26 protein-coding genes and 1 other RNA gene are annotated in these 26,380 nt (G+C 49.1%); 10 read left to right on the forward strand and 17 right to left on the reverse strand.

Translation table 11 applies throughout. The features are described 5' to 3' along the window. Positions 1–37 precede the first annotated feature (37 nt). From L6442_RS23700 to L6442_RS23715, 4 genes are all read right to left on the reverse strand, one after another. A complete protein-coding gene (locus L6442_RS23700) occupies positions 38–784 on the reverse strand; it encodes a pseudouridine synthase (RefSeq protein ID WP_212979570.1) in 747 nt (248 codons plus the stop codon). After that, a complete protein-coding gene (locus L6442_RS23705) occupies positions 781–2,331 on the reverse strand; it encodes an RsmB/NOP family class I SAM-dependent RNA methyltransferase (RefSeq protein WP_212979571.1) in 1,551 nt (516 codons plus the stop codon). Before L6442_RS23705 ends, L6442_RS23700 begins: the two co-directional genes overlap by 4 nt. 236 nt (positions 2,332–2,567) lie before the next feature. Then, positions 2,568–3,389, reverse strand: coding sequence for a GTP diphosphokinase (gene yjbM / locus L6442_RS23710; RefSeq protein ID WP_212979572.1), 822 nt, complete (start codon positions 3,387–3,389; stop codon positions 2,568–2,570). Positions 3,390–3,413: 24 nt separating this feature from the next. Next, on the reverse strand, positions 3,414–4,508 hold the full coding sequence (locus L6442_RS23715) for a quinone-dependent dihydroorotate dehydrogenase (RefSeq protein ID WP_212979573.1): 1,095 nt from the start codon (positions 4,506–4,508) through the stop codon (positions 3,414–3,416). 288 nt (positions 4,509–4,796) lie between these two features. On the opposite strand from L6442_RS23715, the gene L6442_RS32875 reads away from it, so the two are divergent. After that, positions 4,797–4,931 carry a hypothetical protein gene (locus L6442_RS32875; RefSeq protein ID WP_272880274.1) on the forward strand — a complete coding sequence of 45 codons (135 nt, stop codon included), beginning with the start codon at positions 4,797–4,799 and terminating at the stop codon, positions 4,929–4,931. Here L6442_RS32875 and L6442_RS23720 read toward each other — a convergent pair whose 3' ends face one another. The 3 genes from L6442_RS23720 to L6442_RS23730 all read right to left on the reverse strand — a co-directional run bounded on the left by L6442_RS23720 (position 4,932) and on the right by L6442_RS23730 (position 8,169). Further along, the gene (locus tag L6442_RS23720; RefSeq protein ID WP_237100060.1) at positions 4,932–6,362 is read right to left on the reverse strand and encodes a L,D-transpeptidase; all 1,431 of its coding nucleotides are present in this window, start codon (positions 6,360–6,362) and stop codon (positions 4,932–4,934) included. Between the two features lie 113 nt (positions 6,363–6,475). Then, a complete protein-coding gene (locus L6442_RS23725; protein ID WP_194231601.1) occupies positions 6,476–6,724 on the reverse strand; it encodes a ferredoxin in 249 nt (82 codons plus the stop codon). A 149-nt stretch (positions 6,725–6,873) separates the two neighbouring features. Then, positions 6,874–8,169 (reverse strand): DNA polymerase IV, encoded by a 1,296-nt coding sequence (locus L6442_RS23730; protein ID WP_212979575.1) that lies wholly within the window; start codon positions 8,167–8,169, stop codon positions 6,874–6,876. A 406-nt stretch (positions 8,170–8,575) separates the two neighbouring features. Here L6442_RS23730 and cimA point away from each other — a divergent pair, with 406 nt between their 5' ends. Further along, positions 8,576–10,201 carry a citramalate synthase gene (gene cimA / locus L6442_RS23735; protein WP_212979576.1) on the forward strand — a complete coding sequence of 542 codons (1,626 nt, stop codon included), beginning with the start codon at positions 8,576–8,578 and terminating at the stop codon, positions 10,199–10,201. Positions 10,202–10,848: 647 nt separating this feature from the next. On the opposite strand, the gene L6442_RS23740 is transcribed toward cimA, so the two are convergent. After that, positions 10,849–11,403 (reverse strand): TlpA disulfide reductase family protein, encoded by a 555-nt coding sequence (locus tag L6442_RS23740; protein ID WP_212979577.1) that lies wholly within the window; start codon positions 11,401–11,403, stop codon positions 10,849–10,851. A 363-nt stretch (positions 11,404–11,766) separates the two neighbouring features. On the opposite strand from L6442_RS23740, the gene L6442_RS23745 reads away from it, so the two are divergent. Next, entirely contained in the window at positions 11,767–12,222 is a 456-nt protein-coding gene (locus L6442_RS23745; protein ID WP_212979578.1) for a M67 family metallopeptidase, read from the forward strand. On the opposite strand, the gene L6442_RS23750 is transcribed toward L6442_RS23745, so the two are convergent. From L6442_RS23750 to L6442_RS23760, 3 genes are all read right to left on the reverse strand, one after another. Then, the gene (locus L6442_RS23750) at positions 12,209–12,949 is read right to left on the reverse strand and encodes an exonuclease domain-containing protein (RefSeq protein WP_212979579.1); all 741 of its coding nucleotides are present in this window, start codon (positions 12,947–12,949) and stop codon (positions 12,209–12,211) included. The genes L6442_RS23745 and L6442_RS23750 overlap by 14 nt on opposite strands. Then, on the reverse strand, positions 12,946–14,025 hold the full coding sequence (locus tag L6442_RS23755) for a DUF294 nucleotidyltransferase-like domain-containing protein (protein WP_212979580.1): 1,080 nt from the start codon (positions 14,023–14,025) through the stop codon (positions 12,946–12,948). The genes L6442_RS23750 and L6442_RS23755 overlap by 4 nt, the downstream gene beginning before the upstream one ends. Positions 14,026–14,091: 66 nt before the next feature. Next, entirely contained in the window at positions 14,092–15,531 is a 1,440-nt protein-coding gene (locus L6442_RS23760) for an ammonium transporter (protein ID WP_194231608.1), read from the reverse strand. Between the two features lie 253 nt (positions 15,532–15,784). Here L6442_RS23760 and L6442_RS23765 point away from each other — a divergent pair, with 253 nt between their 5' ends. Beyond that, complete coding sequence (locus L6442_RS23765) at positions 15,785–16,216, forward strand: MerR family transcriptional regulator (RefSeq protein WP_194231609.1); 432 nt, start codon at positions 15,785–15,787, stop codon at positions 16,214–16,216. A gap of 184 nt (positions 16,217–16,400) precedes the next feature. Then, complete coding sequence (locus L6442_RS23770; protein WP_212979581.1) at positions 16,401–17,072, forward strand: zinc metallopeptidase; 672 nt, start codon at positions 16,401–16,403, stop codon at positions 17,070–17,072. A 113-nt stretch (positions 17,073–17,185) separates the two neighbouring features. On the opposite strand, the gene gltC is transcribed toward L6442_RS23770, so the two are convergent. Further along, a complete protein-coding gene (gltC, locus tag L6442_RS23775) occupies positions 17,186–18,115 on the reverse strand; it encodes a glutamate biosynthesis transcriptional regulator GltC (RefSeq protein ID WP_212979582.1) in 930 nt (309 codons plus the stop codon). Between the two features lie 36 nt (positions 18,116–18,151). Further along, a complete protein-coding gene (locus L6442_RS23780) occupies positions 18,152–18,796 on the reverse strand; it encodes a rhomboid family intramembrane serine protease (RefSeq protein ID WP_212979583.1) in 645 nt (214 codons plus the stop codon). Between the two features lie 174 nt (positions 18,797–18,970). Here L6442_RS23780 and tpx point away from each other — a divergent pair, with 174 nt between their 5' ends. Continuing rightward, positions 18,971–19,489, forward strand: a complete 519-nt coding sequence (gene tpx / locus L6442_RS23785) for a thiol peroxidase (RefSeq protein WP_212979584.1) — start codon at positions 18,971–18,973, stop codon at positions 19,487–19,489. Positions 19,490–19,667: 178 nt separating this feature from the next. Here the strand turns inward: tpx and L6442_RS23790 are convergent, their stop codons facing one another. From L6442_RS23790 to L6442_RS23800, 3 genes are all read right to left on the reverse strand, one after another. Continuing rightward, positions 19,668–20,060: a DUF1499 domain-containing protein gene (locus L6442_RS23790; RefSeq protein WP_194231614.1), complete on the reverse strand. Its 393-nt coding sequence runs from the start codon at positions 20,058–20,060 to the stop codon at positions 19,668–19,670. Positions 20,061–20,220: 160 nt separating this feature from the next. Further along, positions 20,221–20,411, reverse strand: a non-coding RNA gene (ssrS, locus tag L6442_RS23795) — 6S RNA. Positions 20,412–20,483: 72 nt separating this feature from the next. Further along, positions 20,484–21,296: a YesL family protein gene (locus tag L6442_RS23800; RefSeq protein WP_212979585.1), complete on the reverse strand. Its 813-nt coding sequence runs from the start codon at positions 21,294–21,296 to the stop codon at positions 20,484–20,486. A 178-nt stretch (positions 21,297–21,474) separates the two neighbouring features. Here L6442_RS23800 and L6442_RS23805 point away from each other — a divergent pair, with 178 nt between their 5' ends. Further along, the gene (locus L6442_RS23805; protein ID WP_194231616.1) at positions 21,475–21,585 is read left to right on the forward strand and encodes a sporulation protein YjcZ; all 111 of its coding nucleotides are present in this window, start codon (positions 21,475–21,477) and stop codon (positions 21,583–21,585) included. Between the two features lie 133 nt (positions 21,586–21,718). On the opposite strand, the gene cshA is transcribed toward L6442_RS23805, so the two are convergent. Beyond that, entirely contained in the window at positions 21,719–23,266 is a 1,548-nt protein-coding gene (cshA, locus tag L6442_RS23810) for a degradosome RNA helicase CshA (protein ID WP_212979586.1), read from the reverse strand. A 360-nt stretch (positions 23,267–23,626) separates the two neighbouring features. Here cshA and L6442_RS23815 point away from each other — a divergent pair, with 360 nt between their 5' ends. The 3 genes from L6442_RS23815 (at position 23,627) to L6442_RS23825 (ending at position 26,332) form a co-directional block, all read left to right on the forward strand. Then, entirely contained in the window at positions 23,627–24,451 is an 825-nt protein-coding gene (locus tag L6442_RS23815; RefSeq protein WP_373871828.1) for a YitT family protein, read from the forward strand. A gap of 189 nt (positions 24,452–24,640) precedes the next feature. After that, entirely contained in the window at positions 24,641–24,829 is a 189-nt protein-coding gene (locus tag L6442_RS23820) for a hypothetical protein (RefSeq protein WP_212979587.1), read from the forward strand. 330 nt (positions 24,830–25,159) lie between these two features. Continuing rightward, positions 25,160–26,332, forward strand: a complete 1,173-nt coding sequence (locus L6442_RS23825) for a putative glycoside hydrolase (RefSeq protein ID WP_212979588.1) — start codon at positions 25,160–25,162, stop codon at positions 26,330–26,332. The last annotated feature ends 48 nt before the right edge of the window (positions 26,333–26,380 follow it).

A 26,380-nucleotide genomic window follows, 5' to 3' on the forward strand; every position in this document is an offset into this window, starting at 1 on the left:
AAAGTCCGCCTTTTTGAACTCGCACTTTTTATTATTTTTATTTGCGCAGCAATTCAAGCTCGCTTTCGGTCAACTCGCGGTATTCGCCCAATTTCAGCGATTCATCAAGATCCAGGTTTCCCATGCGGATTCTCTTCAAATAAACCACCTTTTTAGAAACGGCCTGGAACATCCGTTTGACTTGATGGAACTTGCCTTCATGGATCGTCAGCTCGATCCGGGAAATGATTTCTTCCCCCTGCCGCTCTCGTTCCAGCACAACAAGCTCTCCGGGAAGCGTCACATAACCGTCATCAAGCGTAACGCCTTTGGCGAATCGCTCCACATCCGCATCATTGACATCCCCTTGAACCAAAGCGGTATACGTTTTGGGCACATGACGCTTCGGGGATAACAGTTCATGCGCCAGTTTGCCGTCATTGGTCAACAGGAGCAAGCCTTCGGTATCCTTGTCCAGGCGTCCGACCGGAAAGGGCTCAAAAGCCAACATCTCAGGTTCAAGCAAATCCAGAACCGTGCGGTCGCGATTGTCCTCGGTAGCCGATACGACGCCGGGAGGCTTATGGAGCATGACGTAAATAAACTCTCTGTAAACGACCTGCTCCCCGTCCAGTAAAATCACATCCGTCTCCGGATGAACATGCATCCCGCTATCTTTCGCGCGAACGCCGTTCACTGTTATCCAGCCCTGTTTGACGTATTTTTTGATCTCGCTTCGGCTGCCGTATCCCATATGAGTCAGCACCTTATCCAACCGGAGCGTCGATCTTCCTTTTCCACTCATGCCGATGTCCACCTCCATCCTGCAGGGTATTCATTTTTAAGCCGCCCATCCTGCCATTTGCCGAAGCCTGCTGAGCAGCCATCGATGCATATCAGCACATAACCTTTGGCTGCCGTACCCTCAAAGCAAATGATGCGATTCTCTTCCACATCAAGGGTTTCGCCTTTTAAATACCGCACCGCCTCGCCCGAATCAACAGACAAGTGGAGCACGCGGCAAAACTCTTGCGGATGCAGGGCGGTAGCAAGCGGATGCGCCGGGACGAAACGCCCGTTTTTGGCATCTCCCATATACCACCCAGGCCGCACCACCTTCAGTCCGTCCAGGGCTGTGGAAGGAAGCGGTGATTGATAAATATGCTGGCCGTACACAACCGTATATCCAGCTGGCGGGAATGAGAGATGCTTTTTGATAAACTCCCCGTAAGCCGCAAGCGCAGCAGCACCTTGTTCCGCTGTGGCAGATTTGGAGGAAACTTTATCTTTTTTGCTGCCGCCGAAGCCGCGTGCGGACCGGGATTTATTTTTATCATGCAGATGCCCGCTTCCAGCCTGGGCGGGTGGATAAACCTCTTCAATCTGAAGCACGCGGTCATCCTCCGAGCCGTCATGCTGCAGCACCGCCAGGAAATGTCCTTCCCCTTCAATCAGATGCGGCCACAGACGTGCGGTATGTTCCACCTGCTCCCATATATCATCCGGAATCACCCGGTTTTCCTCCGCCTGCTTGCAGCGAATTGTTTCCCCTTTAGCAAACAATTCGCTGCAAGCAGGCACCTCAACATGAAAATGTCTGTGATCCGAAAGAAATCCGGCGATAATCGCTTCATTTTCTTCCGGGGAGAAGGTGCATGTGGAATATACCATTCGTCCGCCCGGCTTCAGCATTTTGGCTGCCGATGCCAGAATGTCGCGCTGCATGACGGCGTACTTGGCGGGAGATTCATTCGTCCATTGACGGATCATATCCTCGTCCTTGCGGAACATTCCTTCACCTGAGCAGGGGGCATCCACGAGGATTTTATCGAAAAAGCAAGGAAAGCGGCCGGCAATTCGTTCGGGATGCTCCTGCAGCACGATACCGCAGCGCACCCCGTACAACTCTAAATTTTTGGCCAACGCTTTCGTTCGTTCCGGATTCAGATCATTGCTAAAAAGCAATCCTTCATTGTTCAGTTTGGCTGCAATTTGAGTGGATTTGCCGCCAGGAGCCGCGCATAAATCCAGCACCTTATCTCCGGGCCGGACATCCAGCATCTCTACCGGCGCCATAGCGCTTGGCTCCTGGATGTAATATAACCCTGCATGGTAGTAAGGATGTTTGCCCGGTCTTGCCCCGGATTCCGTATAAAATCCCGTAGGGCACCATGGAATCGGCTTCAGCTGCCAAGGGCTTCTGGCGAGCATGTCCTCCACGGAAATCTTTAATGTATTCACACGGATACTGCTATAAGGATTATGATCATAGGAAGCGATAAAGCGATCATAATCCTCCTGTAAAAGGAATTTCATCCGGTCCTTAAAAGCAGCAGGTAACTGCAATGCCATATTATTCATCATCCTGTTCTGTCTTGTATAGAGAGGTTGTCAAAACGTACACTTTTGAATTTTGAATCCGTTCCATTTTAACATATTCGCGGAAAAGCTCCCAATCGGTAAAATAACCCCACAAAGTGACGTGTAGCCTTCGAAGCCTATTCCGATTACTTTGCGGGGCCCCCGGAAGATATGTTAAAAAACCTGCCGTCCAGCGGACGACAGGCCAAAATAATCGGGCGGGCAGCCTATTCCTCGTGCGAATCTTCCTTCCGGTAAGCCGCCATCAATTCCTGGACTTCTCCCAGCAGCGCCTTCATTTCCTCCATGTCCGGACGACCGTTTTGTTGGGTCCAAATCCGGTTAAAGCGCTCTTGAAAAGCCATGGCTTCATTAACAAGATGATAAAAATAAAGCTGATGAATCAAGGCGAGCACCTGCGAGGTGATGTTGGAATCATCCTCAAACTTTTTCTGGGCTTCCAAAATTTCTTCGCGGATGCTGGACATCTCGTTATCCAAAATCGCAGCAGCTTCCGCAGCTTTCTGCAGTCGTCTGCGCATTTCATCCGGCAGACTTTCGCGATATTTATAACTTAAAGAATGCTCGATCGTGGCCCAGAAATTCATCGCAAGCGTGCGAATCTGAATTTCGGCAAGAACCTGCTTTTGCCCCAGCGCCGTTTGCACCGGATATTCCACGATCATATGGAAACTGCGATAGCCGCTTTCCTTGTAATTTGTAATATAATCCTTTTCATATAAAAGCTTCAGGTCTTTACGTTTGCGGATATATTCGGCCACACGCCGGATATCCTCCACAAACTGGCACATAATGCGTATGCCGGCGATGTCCTCGATTCCGGTTTCCAGTTGGTCCATCGGCACGTTTAATCGCTTGGCCTTCTCCAAAATGCTGGAAATCCGTTTTACGCGGCCTGTAACGAACTCGATCGGCGCATATTCCTCGCGCTTTTTCAATTCCGCACGCATCGTTTTGAATTTGACTTTAAGTTCTTCAACGGCTTGCTCATACGGTTGTAAAAACAATCCCCAATCCCTGCCGTCCATTCACATGCCTCCTGTCTATCTCCCTCAGCGATGGTCTGCTCCTACGGCTTCGGAAATATGCGAGAATCCGTCACGGCGCAGAAGCTCCCTGAGTCCGGCGTGCAGCCGGCGGTTCACTTCGGGCCCTTCATATATATAACCTGTATAAATTTCGACCAGACTTGCTCCGGCCTTGATTTTCTCGTAAGCATCCTCGGGCGTAAAAATACCGCCGGAGCCGATGATCGGCAGCTTTCCCCCCGTTTGCCGGTAAACTCGCGACACAACCTCCGTGGAACGGGTCCGCAGCGGTTTGCCGCTGATTCCGCCCGCTTCTTTTTTGTTCGGGTGGGTAAGTCCTTCCCTGCTAATCGTCGTATTCGTTGCGACGATTCCGGAGATTCCGCTTTCACGCAGGACGTCCACCATCATTTCAAGCTCCTCGTCGCTGACGTCCGGAGCGATTTTAACCAAAATATGTTTGGATTGGCCGTATTTTTGCGCCTGCAGACGCATCTCTTCCATAATATGCGCAAGGAGCGACGAAAGCTCGCTGCCATACTGCAAATTCCGTAAATCAGGCGTATTCGGGGAACTGATATTCACGACGAAAAAATCGCCGTAAGGATACAGCTTCCGGATACATTCCTGGTAATCCTTATAAGCCTCCTCGTTAGGAGTCACTTTGTTTTTGCCGATATTGACGGCTACCGGAACAGTCCTTGATTTCAGACGGGACAACTCCTGTGCCATCGCATCCGCGCCTTTGTTATTGAAGCCCATCCGGTTCACCAAAGCCTCATCCGGAGGCAGGCGGAATAAGCGGGGCTGATCGTTGCCGGGTTGTCCCTTCGGCGTGACGGTCCCCACCTCCATAAAACCAAATCCGATGGCAGAAAAGCCTTCCACTGCTACCGCGTTTTTATCCAGTCCCGCTGCCAATCCCACCGGGGTCGGAAAATGAAGTCCAAACAAATCGACCGCCAAATCAGGCGTTTCGCTGACGCCGTACATACTTCGCAAAAAGCCGGTGCCTCCCGGAAAAGATCCAACAGTATGTAGTCCTCCGATCACCAAATGATGCGCTTTTTCCGCGTCCAACTTAAAAAAAATCGGTTTTGCAACGTTTTGGTACAGCACCTGCTATTCTTCCTCTCCATCCACAGTTATGTTCTCTACCCTTAAGTGTATCCTTTTCTGTGGTAAAAGAAAAGTTTTTTACCCTGCCGTCCATCGCCATTTTGCTCTTAATCCGGCTGGAATTTTAAGGACAAACCCTTTACAATGTAGCTATCTAGGCGCGATCAAAAAACAATAGACCATTCGATTTGTCTGAACAGCGTAATGATCGGCATTTTCCGCGCAAATCCGATTCACTATTTTGGGGATCGCGCCCACTGAAAATAGATAGAAAGAGGGTTGAACTTCATGGCAACCAAACGCAAGCCTCCGACACTTCAACAAAAAAAGGAAGAAGTGAACAAAAAGGCGATTTTTTGGTCCGGCCTCAGTTTATTGCTTCTCATTCTGCTCATTGTCGTGCTGATTATTTTTAACTCCTAGTCAAAGCCAGTGGTATGTTCTCCGGGGGTTTGTCTGGTCCTGCTCCCGCTTCGTTCGGAACCTCTCCTGCGGAGCCAGCAGTTCATCGGGCGCCCCCCCTTTGCTTATAATGACGGGTGTTCCCATAGGAACCAAATCAAACAATTCCTCAATATCCGTTTGGCTCATGCGAATGCAGCCAAGCGACTCATCCTTCCCGAAGCTGTCCGGATCGTTGGTCCCATGTATAGCATAATTCGTTTCGGAAAGCTGCATCCCCCTGCTGCCGAATTCCCCGTCCGAGCGACCGTTCGGATTCATGACCTTGTCCGTAATAACGAAGCTGCCTTCCGGCGTCCGTTCCCCTCCAAGTCCGACCTTATAATTTCGCAGCATAACGCGGCCGCTGACGACAGCCAGGCGGTGATTGTTTTTGTCCACGATAATTTTGAGCGGTTCGGCAAAAAAGGGTTTGCTGCCCCATGTGCCTAAAAACGTTCCATCTCCTGCCTTGGCGTCTGCTGCATTTTTTGAAGCCGATGGATCTTTGCCCGATGCCTCTGCTTTAGCTTTTTGCAGCAGCGGCTGGAAAACCTCCTTCATGTCCTGCGTCGTTCCCGATACCCAGTTTTCCGGAAACGGTCGCAGCAAGTCCGAAAGCTCATTCGGAAATTGCCCTGTTCTGTTTTTGTACGCTTTGATTGCGCTGTATAACATGGCCTGTTCCTCCTGCTCGCCCGTCCAGGCAAAGGCGGCATCCTTCAGGTTGCCCGCTTCCGGAGGCTGACAGCTGCAGTCTTGAGGATTGTAGGACTGATACGTTATCGAGCCCGGTCCGCTGCTTTCGAGCGTGTAGGCAAGCGGCATGCGCCGCTTCCATATCAGCCAATCGCCGTTTTTCTTCATCTCCAGCACAGCCAGTCTGCCGTGCAAACGGCCGGGACGGGCAAATGGCGACGGTTTGATTCCATTGTCTCCCGCTCCATATCCACCTGCTTGCGCTGCCGTAAATATCGCCTTGTCTTTGTCGGGCGGCAGCAACTGCCCGCGATCCGAACTCTTTCCGTTATTTGGCTGCTCCTTGGCAATCCCGACATCCGGCGTCTTGCCGCTCAGTGCCGTTTCCGCCTTCCCCTCCCGCTGTGGGGCATTTACCGTCGGCACCAGGGTAAGCAAAAACAACATCATAACCGTAAGCGTACGGCGTATCCATATAGAGCGGCGCTCCCTTTTTTGCGCCTGCTGAATCAGCTTGAATTCATAGTCATTCCATAGGTCGGAAGGCTTTTTGCTCGTTTCGAATGCCTCGTAAACACCGCCCGATCGGTTAAAGCAATAGTTGGCTTTGCCGGGTTGGCCCTCCCTTTCATATTCCTTACCAAGCAGATACCAGCCCATCTTGTTGTCCGGATGCATCTGCACATATCTTTTAAGGTAAAGTAAATCTTTCACGGGATTCCTCCATTGATTGAAAACGTCTTTACAATATATATCGGACAAACAGGCATAAAAAAACATCCCCCATCAGGCCTAGCCGATGTAAGGATGTATTTATGATGAAAGTTCTAGTTTTCAACCGCAACCTGAAACGGGGTGTCCGCAACCTTAATGGATTCGGTCGGACATCCGTCAGCCGCATCCTGCAAATCTTCCAGCATTTCCTCCGGTATGGGGGTAATTCCCCGATTGCCGTCTCCATCAATAACGACTTCAGCCATTCCGTCATCATCGTAATCGTAGATATCCGGCGCGGTAGCCCCGCAAGCCCCGCAAGAAATGCATGTATCCTTGTCAACCCAACAGTATTTCGCCATGGTGTTCTCACTACCTCCTATTGCCAGTACCAGCTTTTCATTCAGAACCAGCTGCATGAAGCCGCGAACCTTATCGTATCGTATCATCCGCAAGGGGCATATGACAAATATCACTTACAAATGAAATCCACTCTTTGTATATTGAATGGTTAAGGCAGATCAATCCCATCTTCGCTTACAAAATCCATTTGCAGCGAAGTCCCCCGCAGTTTATGATTCCGGAGCAGCACCGAAGGATCGTCTCCTAACATGCCTGCGGTGACCACCGCATTTTCGCCGAATTTATTGCGAAGCATATCCATCGTTTTCGTCAGCATTTCTTTTTTCGGTTGCTTCTCATACTTAAACAGGTCCAGCTGAATCGCCGATTCGTTTTTGGGCGTCAGATGCTGCAGCGTAACCCCAAGCAGCCTTACCGGTTTGTCCCAGCTCCAATGTTCGGCGTACAAACGCCGGGCCTCCTCATAGATTTCGCCTGCATCTTCCGTCGGCGTAGCGAGCGTTCGGCTGCGGGTAATGGTTTTCATATCCGGTGTACGAATGGTAATCTGCACTCCGCCCGCTACCAGTTCCTTGCGCCTAAGCCTGCGCGCCACCTGATCGCTGATATTCAACAGTACCCGGTTCACATCCTCGCGGGCCTGAATATCATTTGGCAGCGTTGTCGTATGGCCGATCGATTTATTTTGCTCCCGCTCCTCAAGCACCGGGGAATGATCGATGCCATTGGCCGCTTGTTTCATCCAAACGCCTACTACACCGAATGCTTTGGTAAGCGTCTCTTCCTCGGTTTTTGCCAGCTGGCCAATCGTGTAAATCCCGAGCTTACGCAGCTTCTCGGCCGTCTTGCCGCCGATTCCGAACAGCTCCCCGCATGGTTTATCCCATAATACCCGCGGAACGTCGCGAATACGAAGCACGGATATTCCCCGCGGCTTTTTCATATCCGAGGCCATCTTGGCGAGGAGCTTATTGGGTGCAATCCCTACCGAACAAGGCAATCCCAGTTCCTCGTCAATCCGCCTCTGGATTTCCTCGGCAATCTGCTCCGGCGTGCCAAACTGGCGGGAACCGGTAATGTCGAGATAACATTCGTCAATGGAGGTTGCCTGCATCAGCGGCGTGTAGCCATAAGCTATTTTCATAAAAGCGGTCGAATATTTGCGGTACAGGTCAAAATCAGGCTGTATAATCACCAGTTCCGGACAAAGTTTAAGCGCGCGGTTCACATGCATGCCGGTGGAAATCCCCCGCCGTCTCGCGGCATAGGAGCAGGTCACGATAATTCCTTTGCGCAGTTCAATGCTGCCGGCCACCGCCGTCGGTTTATCGCGGTATTTATCCGGCTCCTCCGCCGCATGGACCGAGCAGTAAAAAGCATTCATATCGACATGTAAAATGACTCTTCCGTTCACTGGATAATAAGCGTCAATGTCATTCTTCATGAGCTTTCTCACCTTTGCTCCAATTCATATGTCCAGCATAACGTTCCTGCCAAAAGAGGTCAAGAAAACAGGCATGTGGAAATACTGAATTCTTTGTTACATTCCCGCGTAAAAATGCTATAATAAAGAACTATATATGTGGATCGTTACAGAATCCCGCTAAAATAGCCCTGCAAAGAGTATCGGAAAGAAGTCTCGACGCCTCTCACAGAGGAGCGCTTTTGCGGAGCAAAAGTACTGAGAGTATCGGAAAGAAGTCCGACGCCTCTTACAGAGAGGCGCTTTTGCGAAGCAAAAGTACTGAGTGACGTGCGGCCTCTGAAGCTTATTCCGATTGCTTTGCGGGAACCCCTTATAAATAAGGCGCGATCAAGAAAATAATAGACCTTCCAAAGGAGGACGCTTCATGTCTAAGTCCATATCCATCTTTGACACAACCCTTCGCGATGGCACCCAAGGAGAAGGGGTCAGCTTGTCGGCCGACGACAAGCTCAAAATAGCCAAAAAGCTTGATGATCTTGGTGTGCATTATATTGAAGGCGGGATTCCGGGAAGCAATAGCAAAGACATCGAATTCTTCAAAAGAGTACAGCAGCTCGGGCTTAACGCCAAAATCACCGCTTTTGGCAGCACGCGCCGCAAAGACAGCCAAGCGGATCAGGACGCGAACCTGCAGCGCATCATCGAGTCCGGCGCCCAGGCTGCAACACTCGTCGGCAAGTCCTGGGATTTCCATGTCCATACCGCCCTGCAAACGACGCTTGAAGAAAATATTGCCATGATTTATGATTCCATCGCTTACCTGAAGCAGCAGGGTCTTGAAGTCATCTTTGACGCCGAGCATTTCTTCGACGGTTACAAGAACAACCCCGAATACGCGGTTTCGGTACTGAAAAAAGCCCATGAAGCCGGAGCTGACTGGCTCGTCATGTGCGACACCAACGGCGGGACGCTCCCGCATGAAATCAGCAGCATCGTCGGAACCCTCCGCAGCGGCCTGCCGCTGGCCAACCTGGGCATTCACACCCATAACGACTGCGAACTGGCAGTTGCCAACACGCTTAGCGCCGTTCAGGCCGGAGTTCGCCAAGTGCAAGGAACGATCAACGGTTACGGCGAACGCTGCGGCAATGCCAATCTCTGCTCTATTATCCCTAACCTGCAGCTCAAGTTGGGCTACGATTGTATCGGTGAGGAACGCCTGAAACAGCTGACGGGTACCGCCCGTTACGTCAGCGAAATTGCAAACGTGAATATGCCGGTTAACCAGCCGTATGTCGGAAATGCGGCCTTCGCCCATAAGGGCGGCATCCACGTGTCCGCCATCCTCCGCGATTCCCGGACTTATGAGCATATCGTGCCTGAATGGGTGGGCAACAAACAGCGCGTCCTCGTATCGGATTTGGCCGGGCAAAGCAACATCGTGTCCAAAGCAAAAGACATGGGACTTGATTTTGACGCTGCAAACGAGCAGTCCCGTAAGGTCATCGACAAAATTAAAAACCTGGAGCATCAAGGATATACCTTTGAAGCTGCCGACGCATCCCTCGAACTGCTGCTGCGTGAAGCCGGCGGGGAGGCGAAAGAGCTATTTACCTTTGAATCCTTTAAGATGCTGGTCGAAAAAACAGCCGGACGTCCCGTCGTTTCCGAGGCCTTCGTCAAGCTGAAAGTCGCCGGCAACCATGTTTATACCGCCGCGGAAGGCAACGGTCCGGTCAATGCTCTCGATAATGCGCTGCGGAAAGCCCTGGTACAATACTTCCCGGCGATTAAGGAAATGCATCTGTCCGACTATAAGGTGCGTGTATTGGATGAAAAGGACGCGACGGCAGCCAAAGTCCGCGTACTTATCGAATCCAGGGATATCCACAATTCCTGGAATACGGTAGGGGTATCCGGCAACGTGATCGAAGCGAGCTGGGAGGCTCTCGTCGACAGTGTGCGATATGCTCTGCTTGGACAAAACCTTCAAAGCGGCAGCGATATGGAAGAATTGTTATCGGAGCAAAAAGGCTTGGTTAATCATTAGCAAGCTCCCGCTACAAATAGCACTTCGCTAAAATGCTTCTGCAAGGGCGTAGGCAATAATTGACGGTATCTTAGAAAACACTGAGCGCCATCTCCTCATTTTTTCCAAACACATAAGGGAGCGTTCTTCCGTCCGCCTGCATCTCTAACGAAACTACAGATCGTTATGGCCTCAAAAATGGAAGTCGTTTGAATCTAACGAAACTGCAGATCGTTATTTGGGGTAAATACCGGCTGAAGGGCAATTAGTTCGATTAATAGCGATACCCTGTTTCGTTAAAATTCTAAAAGGCCCTTTTTGAGATAAATAGCGATATCACGTTTCGTTAACCATAATCCGCACACTCCGCCCCCGTGGATGCATTGATGCTCCCGGGGGCGCTTCTATTCGTTTTCGGGAAACCAGACGAACGCAAAATCCAACTTAAGATATCCAACTGCGATAAAGCATCAGACACTTTAAGCTCTCAAATAATTCATGCTCGCAATCAAAATATGAGCGACTCCAAAAAAAGGATTTCACTCTCTCCGAGCATCTAAAAAAACCTCGATGTCCGTTTGGACACACGAGGTTTTAAGGTTTTTGGATTCTTTTCGTGAAAACCGTTCCCTCAGACCTTTTAAGAGCTGCGAAGTTACGCTGCTTGATTACCGCTTAACCAGCTTTTTCACTTTTTTCTCCAGCTCGTTCGGAGGCAAGGTACCGAGAATAACCTCCTGAATTACGCCGTGCTTGTCAATCAGCACATTGGTCGGATAGGCAATAACCCTATACATCTTCTCGTAAATATCGGCCTTCGTATCAAGCATAACCGGAAAGATCACATTATATTTTTTGATAAACTCAGGAACATTTTTCTCTTGATCGTTTTTTGTCACATTGACCCCATATATATTGAGCTTATCCTTGTACTTTTCGGCCAGTTCATTCAGAACGGGCGTCTCTTCCTTGCAGGGGTCGCACCAGGTAGCCCAGAAATTCAGCAAAATCGCTTTGTCTTGCTCGCCGCCGACATGATACTCTTTGCCGTCCAGCCCCTGTAGACTAAACGGTGGAGCAAGCAGTCCCGCCTTGGGCCCTGTCTCGGTCGGCATCGGTTCTTCGTGCCGGAACACCGACTGGATGCCAGGTCCCGCATTTTGATAAATGGCGATGCCAATCAACACGATAACGCCAATAAGTATGTATAGATTACGCTTCATGGATGTCTTCATTTTCCTTCCATAAATTTTTCATTGATTATATTCTCTATAAGTTGATTAATGATTGAACGGATGAAGGCAGCCGGGCGAAATGTGCTTTCGATCGCTGTTGCTCCCGGATTTCTATGATTCAAATTCATTCATGGTCGAAATCCGCTCACAAAGGCGAGCGCTCCGCTTCTCCGTAAATCTTTCTCCCTCTTGCCCATTCCTTATCCTTTTCTTTACTCAACTTATATAATATTGTACCCTCTTTTCAAAGTAACTTACAGTTTCTATTTAAAAAAAGTATGATATAGGATATATTCCAAAATAACAGCCCCCGTTTAACCAACAGGGGCATTACGAAAGTGGGAACTTCATTTGCCGGCATCTCATGAAACCCGTCAGGAAATATGGCTCTGCGCCTCATGTAAAAAACAAATCTCCGAGCATCTGACTTCGGGATTGCCGTACGAAACTTGCGGCGTACTGCAGGGCAGAGCCGATATGGACGGCCTATGGATCGACAACTTCATACCGATACGCAATGCTGCGCCCGACCCGCTGCATCATTTCAGCCTTCATCCCGAAGATTGGACCAAAGCATGCTTACGCGGGGATAGCCTGATCGGCCTGTTTCATTCCCATCCGCATTCGCCTCCGCTTCCTTCCAGTGAGGATTTGCGGCAGCTGCCGCTGTTTGCGGGGATGCTTGGCGTATATTTGATCGGCAGCCCGGACGGAGATGACGGGGAAATTGAACTGAACGGATATCGGATCCGCCAAGGATCGGATGGCGGGTACACGCTGCAGCCGGCAGTCATCAGGCATGGCTGAGACAGGCGTATAAATCGCCGAGCGTCTCGGCCTTTTGGCCTGCTGTTATTTCCTTCATATAAGAAACCCACAGCTTTGCCGTCATTTTCGCATCCCCAAGCGCATGATGCCTGCCTTCGATCGAAATACCTCTTTCAGCCAACAATTCGTCCAGCGCATAACTCTGACGGTTGGGCTCAAGCCAGCGCGCAAGCATCATCGTATCGATGACGCGGTGACGAAGGTTGACCTTGGATGTTTTCCAAAGGGCGGCATTCAAAAACGACTTGTCATGTGCGCTCGCATGGGCTACAAGCACCCTGTCTCCTACGAAATGCATGAAACCATGCAGTCCTTCCATTAAAGGCGGTGCCTCATCAATCATCTGCTGGGTAATGCCCGTGAGCTCAATGATATGCTGCGGAACCGGGCGTTTGGCCTGAACCAGCGTGTAGAAATGCCTATCCTCCAAAATACGGCATCCATCGACTTTCAGGGCTCCGATGGACAAGATTTCATCTCCTTGCTGAGCACGGAAACCGGTTGTTTCGAGATCGAAAATGACGGTTTCAAGCCTATTCAAAGAGATATGCAGTAGTTCAGGCCGGCGCTGCTCCCTCATCAGGGAACGGATAAAAGCCATTTGCTGGGCCGTAGCGCCGCCCATCACGGACGCGATGGCCGAAGGCACTCCTCCTTGGCGCAGCATGTTCCAGAATCCGCTATTTCCGCGGTCCGGGGATTTCATGATTTTCCCCTCTCCGCAAAACGCAGCCGTCTCTGCAGCGCCCGATGAAGCTGTCTCGCCGTGGCCAGGCAGTCGCGGAGATGAAGCGAAATCGGCTTTTTCCTCAGCTCCGATTGCGGTAAATAACCGCTGCCGGAATATGTCCCATCCTTCATCGAAAAAGACGCAAGCGCCCGAAGCTTCAACGCCTTCAGAAAGGCGCGCTGGCAGTTTTCAAGCAGCAGATTGCCGCCGTCCAGGAGCGTAAGCTTTTCCAGCCGCTTCAAAGTAGAAGTTTCGCCGATTCCCTCCTGCAAAGCCATATATCGGATGCTGTTCACGAGAGGAATATAAACCCCGTATTTCACATCAAATTCTCCGGCATGTTCCCCAAACCGCTCGGTCACCACCTGTCCCAAAATATTCATCGTTGCCTTATGTCTGACCGTGTTTCTCAAAATAGCCGTCGCCATCTCCGGAGATTCATTCATGCTGCTTTCAAAAAATTGTTTCCAGTCCGCTGCAAGCCCCCGTTCGCCCGCTATAAAACGCATATCCGAAGCGATCATCAGGTAACGGACGGGTTCCCATCCGTAGTCCTGATGCCAGCTTGCGATCTGCCGTTTCCACTCCTCCAGGGTTTTCCGCCACAATGGCTCAGAGCACATAACCTTGCCTTTACACGGTCCATACCCCAGGTATTCAAGCAGATTCGATAAGCGATGCCCATATGCCTGAAAATACTCATTTTTAGCCTGATGAACTTCATCGCTGATGATAAGCCCATTGTCCTGATCACTCCAAAGCGTGGACTCGCGCCGTCCCAGACTGCCGAATACGACAAAAGAGTATGGAACCGGAGGAGAGCCGCAACCCGCTTCTAACATCTCCGATTCACAAACAGCCGCAGCTCTTGCCACAATCTCATCATGCATGTCATTCACCAGCGATGTCCATGCGGCAATAGGAAGAACTGCGTATAATTGCTCCAGCTGCCCCTCACATTCCTGCTTTTCCTTTCTAAGCTGTTCGCGGGAAGCTGAGCTCCTGATGCCTTCCAAATCCGGCTTGCTCTCCGCGTATTTTATCGGTTCCATCCCTCCACCTCCCTGCTGAACTCCAATAAATTGACGCTTTCATCCATCGGGCAAAGCCGTAAGATTTCAGCTTAAAGCCTCTTCGATTCCCGCCGCCGGTTTAACCGTTGAAAGCTCCGGCTCAGATTTGGCAGCTCTATCAATAATAAGCTTCATTTGTTCCGGATAGCCGTATGAGCCATGCTCGCTGATATCCAGACCCATCATTTCTTCTTCCTCCGACACCCGGATACCCATCGCTCTTTTCATCACGCCGATAATCACGAATGAGATCGCGAATACGAATATAAATGCCCCGAGAACCCCAAGAAGTTGTACACCAAGCTGTTCCAGCCCTCCCCCATAGAAAAGGCCCGGTTTTCCGACGCCCGTCGTCGCAACGAGTTTCGGCGTTGCAAAAAGCCCTGTGGAAATCGCGCCCCAAATGCCGGCAATACCGTGCACGGAGAATGCGTAAATCGGATCGTCGATTCCCGCTCTTTCTAACCATTGCGCCGTAAAAAAGGTAACGATGCCGGCGACGGCACCGATCACTGCGGCAGCCCACGCATCCACGAACGCGCACGAACCCGTGATGGCAACGAGTGCCGCCAATACGCCATTCAGCATGCTTGGAATATCGGCTTTACCGAATATGGCCCAAGAGATCAATAGCGCAGCGACAGCCCCGGCCGCTACCGCAATATTCGTCGTAAGCGCCACATACCCGAAGAAACCGTCCATCATCGCCGATAATGTGCTGCCCGGATTAAATCCAAACCAACCGATCCAAAGAATAAAGACGCCAAGAACGGATAAAACCTGATTATGACCCGGAATGCTGTTCGGCTTGCCGTCTTTATTGTATTTGCCAAGACGCGGTTTCAGCATATAAGTGATCACCAGCGCTGCCGTGGCGCCTGTCAAATGCACAACCGTAGAGCCCGCAAAATCCTGCATCCCCAATTGCCCAAGCCAGCCGCCGCCCCACACCCAATGGGCCACCACCGGATAGATTACGATCATAAACAAGGTGCCGAATACGATATACACGCTCAGTTTGGCGCGTTCAGCCATACCGCCGCATGCAATCGCAAGAGAAATGGCCGCAAAGGAGAGCTGGAACAGGAATTTCACCGAAAGGGAGACATCCGAACCAGCCAGCGAATCGAAGGATTTAGCCATGGAATCGCCTGTCATGAAAAATCCGGTCGTCCCAAAAAGACTGTTGCCGTTACCGAAACCGAGCCCGAAGCCTAAAGCCCAAAAAACGAGGATTGAGATGCCAAGCGTCAGAACCGTTTTGCCTGCAATATGGCCGGCATTTTTCATGCGTACCGATCCAGCTTCCAGCAGCGCAAAGCCTGCCTGCATAAAAAATACGAGCATTGCGGCCATGAATACAAAAAAGGTGTTTAGTCCCGTCTGGAGCTGCGTGACCGCGGAACCGTCATCGGCAAACACAGTAGCCGGAAAAACCATTAATGCAAGAAAAGCCATAACACCGCCAATACACTTTCTTTTCATATCCCCACTCCTATAAATGTCATATTTTATAACATAATGAGAAATTATTAATCACATTATAAGCAAATTAATACGACTTTGACAATAAAATTATCAATTTAGATTTTAATGTAACGATATATAACATTAATTGTAATGTAGTAAAAGTATGACGTTTGACTGTATGGTTAATCTTCATGTATCATATTTTTCATCAAACCGTATCAAAAGAAGTTACATTTATTTTTTCTGCGAGGTGATGTTTAGTGGGGATATGAAATTGTACCGCATTGGAGAGTTATCTAAAGCCGGAGGAGTTAGCGAGCGGACGATCGATTACTACACAAAACTAGGGCTGATTTCTCCCGAAAAGCGAACTCAGAAAAATTATCGCTTATACAGCCATGAAACCTTATTACGTCTAGAGCGTATTAATGATTTGAAACAAGAGAAATATACTCTGGAAGAGATTCGCCAGACGCTTGAAAAGTGGGACGCGGATCCCGAGATTCACCAGGTATCCGATAAACTGTCCTATCTGGAGCTGCATATGCAGCAGCTTGAACGCGAGGTCAGGGAGATTGCCCCCCTTCTGAAGAAAATGAAGCCAGGGCAAGCCCGGCATTTGCTGCTCAACTTGCTGCCGCAGGGAGCGGCATGCATTGAAGCCATCCGACTCTTTCTGGAGCAGGGACCTACGCTGTAGCCCTTTTTCTTATTTTTCGGGGTCTCGCAAAGCAATCGGAATGAGCTTCAAAGACCACACGTCACTCAGTACTTTTGCTTCGCAAAAGCGCCTCTCTGTGAAAGGCGTCGGACTTCTTTCCGATACTCTTGCGGGGTTAATACACCAGGTATTACTTTTTATGAAAAGCAGGAGGTTGTAAGGTATGATGTATCTTCTCATAATTATTGCGTTCGGGTTTTCCCTTTGGGCTCAATTCCGGGTACAGGGAACTTTTAAAAAATGGTCCACGGTACCTTCCCAAAGCGGCATGACAGGATATGATGCGGCACGGCATATGCTGGACAGCAACGGCCTTCATGATATCCCGATCGAACCGGTCCGCGGCGCATTGTCCGATCATTATGATCCAATCCACCGCGTTGTGCGTTTGTCCGAACCGGTATACTATGAAAATTCGATTTCAGCGATTTCGGTAGCCTGCCATGAAGTTGGCCACGCTATTCAGCACAAGCAGCATTATCCGATGCTGGTGCTCCGTCATCGGATTTTCCCGATCGTCAACTTCGCTTCGGGAATCGCTCCTTTGCTGATCATCGCTGGGTTTCTGTTTCAATGGGCGGGATTGCTCGGACTCGGCATCGTTTTCTTCTCCGTTGCCGTCGCCTTTCAGCTGATTACTCTGCCGGTCGAATTTAACGCAAGCAACCGCGCACGCGACATCATGGTTTCGGAAGGTTACATTACCAATGATGAAGAACGGGGCGTTGCCAAAGTGCTGAACTCCGCGGCTCTTACGTACGTTGCTGCCGCGCTGATCTCGGTTCTGGAACTCCTCCGATACATTATGATTTTCGCGAATAATAACCGGGACTAATTAACGACCCAAGAAAAACAACCCACAAAGCGGAGCCTATGCTTTGATGCCTATTCCAAATACTTTGCGGGGGACCCAAAAAAATTCTACAAGCTAAAAAACACCCCGATCGGTTACGAACCGACCGGGGTGTTTTTTGGGTTTTCGTTTTGCTGTTGCAGTCCAAAGTAGGTGAGCAGAAAGGTGCGGAACGCTTGCGCGACCCGCGGCAGCTTATCGTCGGAACGGTGGATGAGCCCGATCGTCCGCGTCACCTTTGGCTCCGAAATCCTTACCCGCGCCGGCTGCAGCGGATTGGTTTGGAAGAGGGCCATTTCCGGCAGGATGCTGACGCCCATGCCTGCGGCAACCAGTCCCCGGATCGTATCCGTCTCTTCCCCCTCAAATGCGATTTTTGGCGTAAAACCCGCTTCCAGGCAAGCATGCCAAACGATCGGCCGCAAAGAGTACCCTTTGCTGAACAATACGAATTTATCGTCCTTCAGCTGATCAAGCTTAATACTCTCTTCTTTGGCGAGCGGGTGATTCGGAGGCAAAATCGCGTACAGCTCTTCAGTAAGCATAACCTCGCCCTCAACTTGTTCATGTTTCTCCGGAAACGGCGAAATGAAGGCCAGATCAACCTCTGCCGAAATAACGTCCCGGATTAACGAAGGAAACATTCCCTGTTTGAATCTGAATTTCACGTTAGGATACCGTCGTTTGAACTCGGCCACAACAGACGGAATAAGATGAATCCCCAAACTATGCGGAAATCCGATCCGAATTTCCCCTTGCTCCGGGTCCAAAAACTCGTGGACCTCAACAACCGCTTTATCCAGTTCTTTCAGAATGCTGTCTACCCGTTTGCAAAATAGCTGTCCCACCGGGGTTAATTGCAGGTTTCTTCCCTTCTGCATAAACAATTGAACGCCAAGCTCTTCCTCCAACTGGTGAATTTGGCGGCTGACCGCAGACTGTGCCACATGCAGTTCTTCCGACGCCTGAGTGACATGCTCCTTCTGCGCAACTTTCAAAAAATACTGCAACTGTCTTAGTTCCACCTATTACTCGCTCCATTCTGCATTTTACGCTGTCCGCTAGTTATGACCTGATCTTTTAATCCTTCTCTTCAAAATCCTTGCCATTAAACCATAAACGAAAAATCCGCAAACCAGTCCGCCCAGATGCGCCACCCAGTTCACTTTAAATTCCTCGGTTCCGGAAGCAAACGAGAAAACGATGCCGACGAGAAGCAGCGCGTACACCGTTTTTCGGGAGGAATCATCCATCCAGTTGCGCTGTAGAAGAGCAATATACAAATAGGCCCCGTAGATGCCATAGATTGCTCCTGACGCTCCAATCGTAAGCAGCGCTTCCCCAATCCGGTTATAATGCGCAACGGACAGAATGTTGCCGATCACGCCGCTCAGCAAATAAAGCAGTGAATATCTCCATGCACCAAGCAAACGCTCAAGCGGGGGAGCAAAGACCAAAATCGCGAAATCATTAAATAAAAGATGCGAAAAACTTCCATGCAGAAAAATCGACGAAACGTATCGCCACCACTCGTTGTAGCCGTCCCAATTGGTTAAAGCACCGAATTTCAGGAGTGTGTTCGGATCCGATGCGCCCCCATTGAACGTAACGACAAGATGCATAATGATATTCGCCACAAAAATAATCGTCGTAATCGGGTAATATCTTAGATAACTTTTCCAATTCTCATATCGAACAAATAACATGCTACACTTCCTTTACTTAAAGCAAATCTGTATATAGGCTATCCGGATCACCACCTCATCGATATCCCCCGCGGAAATAAACCAAGGAAACTGATTGGACAATGCCTTTTTAAAAAGATTATAATGAATCTTGGCACGATTCACCAAATTTCATTTCCGAAAGGAGAATCAATTATGGCACAAGAACGTACAGGTGCTGCAACTTTTAAAGGGAATCCGCTGACTCTGGTTGGACCGCAACTTCAAGCAGGCGACCAAGCTCCGGATTTTACCGTCAGCAAAAATTTGCTTGAACAAGCTTCTCTTAAAGATTTCGAAGGCAAAATCAAATTGATCAGCGTCGTTCCTTCCCTGGATACCGGCGTATGCGACGCCCAAACCCGCCGTTTCAACGAAGAGGCAGGCGCACTTGGCGATGATGTTATCGTTCTGACCATCAGTGCCGACCTTCCTTTCGCCCAAGCACGCTGGTGCGGAGCAGCCGGTGTAGACCGCGTCGTCACGCTTTCGGATCACAAAGATATGTCCTTTGGCCAAGCCTATGGGGTTATGATCAAGGAATTCCGCCTGGACATGCGTTCCATCTTCGTCATCGACAAAAACGATAAGATTACGTATGTGGAATACCTGCCAGAAATGACAGAGCATCCGGACTACGAAAAAGCGGTAGCGGCTGTTAAGGCACTGCTGTAAAGATTTAGCCTTACCCTTAGTATATGCTTTAATTCGCACAAAGAAAAACGTCCGACCAATGATTTCAAAGGGCGGCAAAAACGTGTCCAGCATAAAGATACACTTGCTGATATCTTAAAAAAGCGGGAGAAAGAGCCTTGTCCTTTCTCTCGCTTTTTTCATGCATAGGATATGCAAATCATTTGGAATCCTTGTATTTCCCTAACTTCTTGTCGAGAGCCGAAAACAAGTTCAGAATAATACGGTAGTTCGCTCCCAAATCCCCCAAAGAACCTCTTGAAGCCGAATACATGTCAACTGCGCTTCGCACCGGACCGACGGACAGTACCGATACCGTGATATCGACCGTCCTTCCCATGGAAGTTCTTTTCTCCAGTGTGATTTCTCCGACGGAAGGTACCTCATGCAGGACTTTATAGCCCGGAATTTTCTTTAATGTTGAGGATATTTCCTCCCATGCCTTGTCCTTCGATAAATTATAATAGCGCGTCTTCATCTTAGGATCTTTTGCCCGGTCGCTTGTTCCTTCCTGACTGCGAACGATCCCTACCAGAACTCTTTTTAACGACAAGACCTTTCCCCCTTTGTAGTAAGCATCTTCAATACTTTACAGTGTATCATTGTTAGGGGCAGAACAAAAGAGAAAGTAAGGTAAAATATCCCCGAACAGATAAAAACACCCCTTATTCCGGATCACATCCGTAAAAGAGGTGCGTGATGAATAGTCAAAATAAAAACCCGCCTATGCCGTCCGGTTAAATTGTCTTCTGAACCTGCTTTAGCAGGTGGGTGATCGCGGAAGCGTTTTTGAAGTCCCCTTGTCATATAGACAGGGCTTTTCAGCGGCGCCTCGTAAAAATCTCCCTAGACATTATCATTGGTTCAAAACAACGATTAACCGTGGCGAACATCGCAGGATGTAGTCTTATTATAGACCCATTTTATCAAAATGTAAATGTCGGGTACAGAAAATTCGGGAAAATAAACCGATTTCCTATTCTTTTTTACCCTCTTCTTTAACGCGCGAATCATCGTCATCAGGTTCCGAATCCGACGGATCGTCAGACTCTTCTCCCTCGGACGCCTCTTGTTCTTCCTGCTCTTTCTGTTTAAGCTTCTCGGCCTGATCCTGCATTTTTGTGAACGTCGCGTAAAAATTGTAAAATGCCCAATAAGCGATTAAACTTCCGCCGAAGAAGAATATGAGCGCAGGATATTTAAAGCCAAAGAAAAGCACGGCCGCGCTGCCGAGAACCGTCATAATGACGCGAAATGGACGGATGATCGTGATGAGCACCGCATTTTTCAGGATTTGTCCAAGTTTCATATGATAATGAACAATCATCGAAAAGAAATTAAACAACGAGACAAAAAGCACAATCAATAATACGAGCATAACGATACCGATGATCTGCATGTTTTTGAACTGCGTCATGTAGATGGTATAATCAACCATCATGATCACCAGCAGCAGGACGTAAAATATGCCCCCGATCATACTTTGCTTGTAATTTTCTTTGTAAGATCTGAAAAACAAGCTGAAGATCTTCACATCAGGATCGCCCATCACCCATTTACGGACCACCGCAAACAGCGCCGCCGTAGCCGGAAACAATGTAAACGGTGCCACAATACCCATGGCCCAGTTCATTTGCAACGATTCGTTAACGCCGGTTACCATCAATCTGGTCATCAAAAAAAAGAAAAACGGAGCCGAACATAACAGCCACAGGATGTTGCTGAAAGCAAAGCGGGTAATCCATTCTGTAATTTTGTAAATACCGCCCATTGCACCTTTAAATTCCAAGTAAAAGCCTCCTCCTCCACTATCTATGCCTGTACATATTAATATACCGCATTTTAGCCTTACATTGCCAGAGCCTAATTTTCCGGGATATGGGTAAGGGTCTATACCCGAATGCCCGGACACACATAGGATACACAGTAACCTATAGGAATCAAACAAATTAAGGAGGTAATTCTTAATGTCTCATGTTGCCGGATACGGATATGGTCATGGTCTGTGGGGTTCCACAGGTGCGATCCTTGTGCTGTTTATACTGCTTGTGATTATTACCCGGGCATTTATTTGGTAATTAAATAACAAAATAGCCGCCCCAATGCAAGGGCGGCTATTTTGTTATTAGAAGCATTTTTTTAATTAATTGAGGTTGTACCAACCTGCCCGCATTCGCGTTTTAACGCCCTGGGGCAAGCCACGCATGCGGATTAGCTGTTATAGGATTCATCCCGCTTCGAAGAAGGGCGTCTTTCGCTATTATTCGTGCGCGGCTTACGGTCGCCGTTGTTGCGGTTGTATCCGCCGCGGCCGCTATTGTCGCGATCGCGGTTATATCCGCCTCTGCCGCTGTTGTTTCCACGGAACCCGCCGTAGTTGCCGGACGGTCTGCGGCCGTTGCGGAGATCCGGTTTGCCGTTGTTGTAACGGCGTTTCACGCGGATCGGCTCTTCCGGAGTCAATTGGATTTCGGAGTCGCGTTTCTCGCCTGTCAGCATTTTCATCGCACCGGACAGAAGCTGTACGGAATCGTACTGCTCAAGCAACTGGATTGCCAGGCCCTTATATTCGTTCAATTCACCGGATTCGATCGTTTCCATCAAACGTTCCGCAATAACGCGCTGTTTGCCTTCGATAGCTTCAGCCAGCGTTGGCAGCGGTTTGCGGGCAATGCGATGACGCGTAATCCGTTCGATCAAGTGCAGATGATCGATTTCACGCGGCGTTACAAAGGACCATGCGCTGCCTTCTTTGCCCGCGCGGCCCGTACGTCCGATCCGGTGTACATAACTTTCCGGATCCTGCGGAAGGTCAAAGTTAACGACATGTGTGACGCCGGAAACATCCAGACCGCGTGCAGCCACGTCTGTCGCTACCAATACGTCGATGCTGCCGTCGCGGAATTTGCGCATGACGGTATCGCGTTGGTTCTGGGACAAGTCGCCATGAAGGCCGTCCGCAGAGTAGCCGCGTTTTTGCAGCGCTTCAGAAAGTTCATCGACCCGGCGTTTGGTACGGCCGAATACGATCGCAAGCTCAGGAGACTCCATGTCGATCAAACGGCAAAGTGCTTCGAACTTCTGGCGTTCAGGCACTTCGATATAGGCTTGATCAATAAGCGGAGCGCTCACTTGTTTAGGTACTACCGATACATGTTCAGGATTTTTCAAAAATTGCTGAGCAAGTCTTTGAATGTTAGGCGGCATTGTTGCGGAGAAAAGCATGGTTTGGCGTTCTTCCGGAACCAGCTTCAGGATGGATTGGATATCATCCATAAAGCCCATGTCCAGCATTTCGTCAGCTTCGTCCAAAATAACGGTTTGTACATCGTCCAGACGGATGGTTTTGCGGTTGATATGGTCCAGCAACCGGCCTGGGGTACCAATAATGATTTGAGGTTTTTTCTTCAGCGCGCGGATCTGACGTCCAATATCTTGACCGCCGTAGATTGGCAGCGAACCGATTCCTTTGAAACGGGTCAATTTGCCGATTTCTTCCGCGACCTGAATGGCCAACTCGCGGGTTGGCGTCATAACGAGCGCAACGATTTTATCCGTATCTTTGGAGATCTTGTTGATTAGCGGAATACCGAAAGCTGCGGTTTTCCCTGTACCGGTTTGTGCCTGCCCGATCAAATCGCGGCCGGTCATGGCAATCGGAATCGATTGCGCCTGAATAGGTGTGGCTTCCTCGAATCCAAGCTCTGTAATGGCCCGGAGAACCTTTGGTTCCAAGCCTAAATCTGCGAAATTTTTCAAAATGTTCATACTCCTTCTATATAGTGGACATTCCACAATCTTGTCTGTATTCTTAAGTAGCGGTAAACATATATAGGTTAGCCATCGGCATAAAATTTGTTGCATGGCTTATATTCTCTATAGAGTTTATCCAGGGCAAAAACAGCCTACAGATGTTAGTAAACGGTAATTTTTCTCCTGAAACAATGTCAGAATAAAACTATTGTACAAGCCTACTCAAGAACATCCAAATCATTATATCATAAAATAAATCGCAAACACCAGCGACCTTGGAAGCAATCGTTTAAAACCTTTTGCCTCATGAGATTTTTTGCAAATAATAAAAAATAAATTCAAGTAAGAAACAGAGGTGGAACAATCGTGAGGCTCAGCAATGTCTGGAAGTATTTGGTCGTCATTCTGGGGGCAGCGTTTATCGCATGCGGATTCAATCTTTTCCTGGTTCCCCATCAGCTATTAAGCGGGGGCGTATCGGGGCTTTCCATGTTAGTGAATTATTTTACGCGCATGGATCTAAGTATTTTGTATTTTGCATTTAACGTTCCGATCTTGGTCGCCGGTTGGTTCCAACTGGGCAAGCGTTTTATCGTGCTTAGCATTGTATCCGTCGTGGCCACGACCTGGTTTATTGCGATCGTGCCTGTTCATGCATTGTCATCCGACACGCTGCTCGCATCGGTCTTCGGAGGCGTTTTGGTCGGAATTGGAGCAGGCATTTCCTTCAGGGCGGGCGGTTCCTCGGGGGGGTTCGACATTGTCGGCTCCATCGTAACGCGCTACCGCGATTTTCCGGTCGGCAATGTGCTTGTTGCCATGAACGGGCTGGTTATTCTCGCCGCCGGATATCTGCAGCAGGACTGGAACCTGGCCTTGGCTTCGATGATATCGATCTTCGTGTCGGGCAAGGTCGTGAATTTTATCCATATCAGCCACTACAAGGTCACCGTATATATCATTACCAATGAAACGGATGCGCTTCTGACCAAACTGCTCGAGCTTCCCCGCGGCGTTACGAAAATCAAAACCGAAGGTGCGTTTTCCCATAAATCCAAAGACATGCTGATGACGGTTACCACCCGGTACGAGCTGCAAGAACTGAAGCGGATCATCAAACAAACCGATCCGAAGGCTTTCGTCAATATCGTCGAAACCGTAGGTATTATGGGTTCGTTCCGCAGAGGCTGATTTTTGGCGGCCTCGGTGTAAAAAAGTTGCCTTTTGTGGTATATTAAAGATGCGCGGTTCCTGTATTTGTTCCATGAGATTAGGATTGACCCGGTTTTTCCAAGCACTTAAACGCTTTTCCGATTCTCCTTTCGCTTTAAAGAATTAAGGCTGCAAAGAATCTGAGAGGAAAGGGTGATTTTTGTGGAAATGGAAACGGTAAAACTGTCCCAAATCGTCATGAAATGGTTCCCGGATCTGATGCCTTCCTTAAAAAACAATGAACTGAATTCACTCATTGTGCTGCGGGACGGACTCGGTATTCTGGAACAGGATGATGCGATGGAGATTATTCAGTACAGCATCTGTGAACATCAAAGCTCTACGCCTCTTCAATAATGAAGGTGCGATTAAAGCATCAAAAAGATAATGCCGCCTGCTTTTCAGTTTTGTATCCCACTGAAAACAGGCGGCATTTTTAATTTGTCACATTGGTTGCGAAATTGTAAAAATGTTGCCAATCCTAGATCCCGTTTGTATTTATCAAGTTCGCGGGCAAACCTACAACTGACGAAAAAGTTTAATCCCGAAGCGTATGGTTTAACTATTGATAAAGCGGCCCTTCATCATTCGAAAATTTACGCCAAATTGTTACAAACCTGTTGTTTTTGAGCTCATTTGTTCTTATATAATCATTACTGTTAATGCTAACAAGGGAGAGAATTATTTATGAATATCATCTGGGCTTTGCTGATGTTATTGGGAAGCGCGGCGCAACATCCGCAGAACGACAGTCAGCAAGTCGCCAAAATCATTGGATCATCCTTTCATTCAGCCCTGATCGCTTCCCTGCAAAAAGACGTACCCGTAAGCGCCGACCATCCACCGGTCAAAGTGGATCCCCAGACTAACGCTCCCAAGGTAAAAGGGGTATACGTTACGGCTTATAGCGCCGGAGGCTCCCGCATGCAGCAGCTTCTGGATCTTGTAGACAAAACGGATCTGAACGCCATGGTCATCGACATCAAAGATGATGCGGGATACATAACCTACAAAACGGACAACCCCGATCTGATCAAAAAAGGCCATCCACAGCCTTTCATTCGCGATATCAACGGACTGATGGACCGTCTGAAGCAGCATCAGGTATATCCGATTGCGCGCATCGTCGTGTTCAAAGATACGGTTCTTGCCAAAAAACGTCCTGATCTTTCTTTCGTCAACAGCGATGGAACCGTATGGAAAAACGGCAAAGGCGACAGCTTCGTCAACCCGTTCAACAAAGAAGTATGGGATTATAACGTGGAAATCGCCAAAGAAGCGGCCAAGTTGGGTTTTAAGGAAATCCAGTTCGATTATGTCCGCTTTCCGGAAGGATTCGAAAAACGCGCCGATTCCTTGAAATACTTCAAGAACGGTAAGTCCCGGGTAGACGCCGTGGCCGAATTCGTTCAATATGCCCGCAAACAGCTCGCGCCACTGGGCATACGCGTATCGGTCGACATTTTTGGTTATGCGGCTTCGGTACCCGCAGCGGAAGGGATCGGTCAGGACTTCAACAAGATATCCGAAAACGTGGATGTCATCAGTCCGATGATCTATCCAAGCCATTATACCCAAGGCTGGTTCGGCTCCAAGGATCCCGACAAGGAACCTTACCGGACGATCAAAGGATCGATAACGGATACCTTCAAAAAACTCGATCCCCTTGCAGATCAGAAGCCTATTGTGCGGCCATGGATCCAGGATTTCACCGCAAGCTGGCTCGGCAGCGGTCACTACATCAAATATGGCAAATCTCAAGTCGAAGAACAGATTCGCGCCTTAAAGGATATGCATGTTGACGAATACCTGCTTTGGAATGCCACGAACCGGTATTCCTCAGGCGTTGAATATAAGTGAACCGCCTTATAACGGCTAACTGAGAGTCGCCCCCAACAGATTGAGGGG

This window comes from Paenibacillus azoreducens (assembly GCF_021654775.1).
In the GTDB taxonomy this organism is placed as follows: Bacteria; Bacillota; Bacilli; order Paenibacillales; family Paenibacillaceae; genus Paenibacillus_AQ; species Paenibacillus_AQ azoreducens.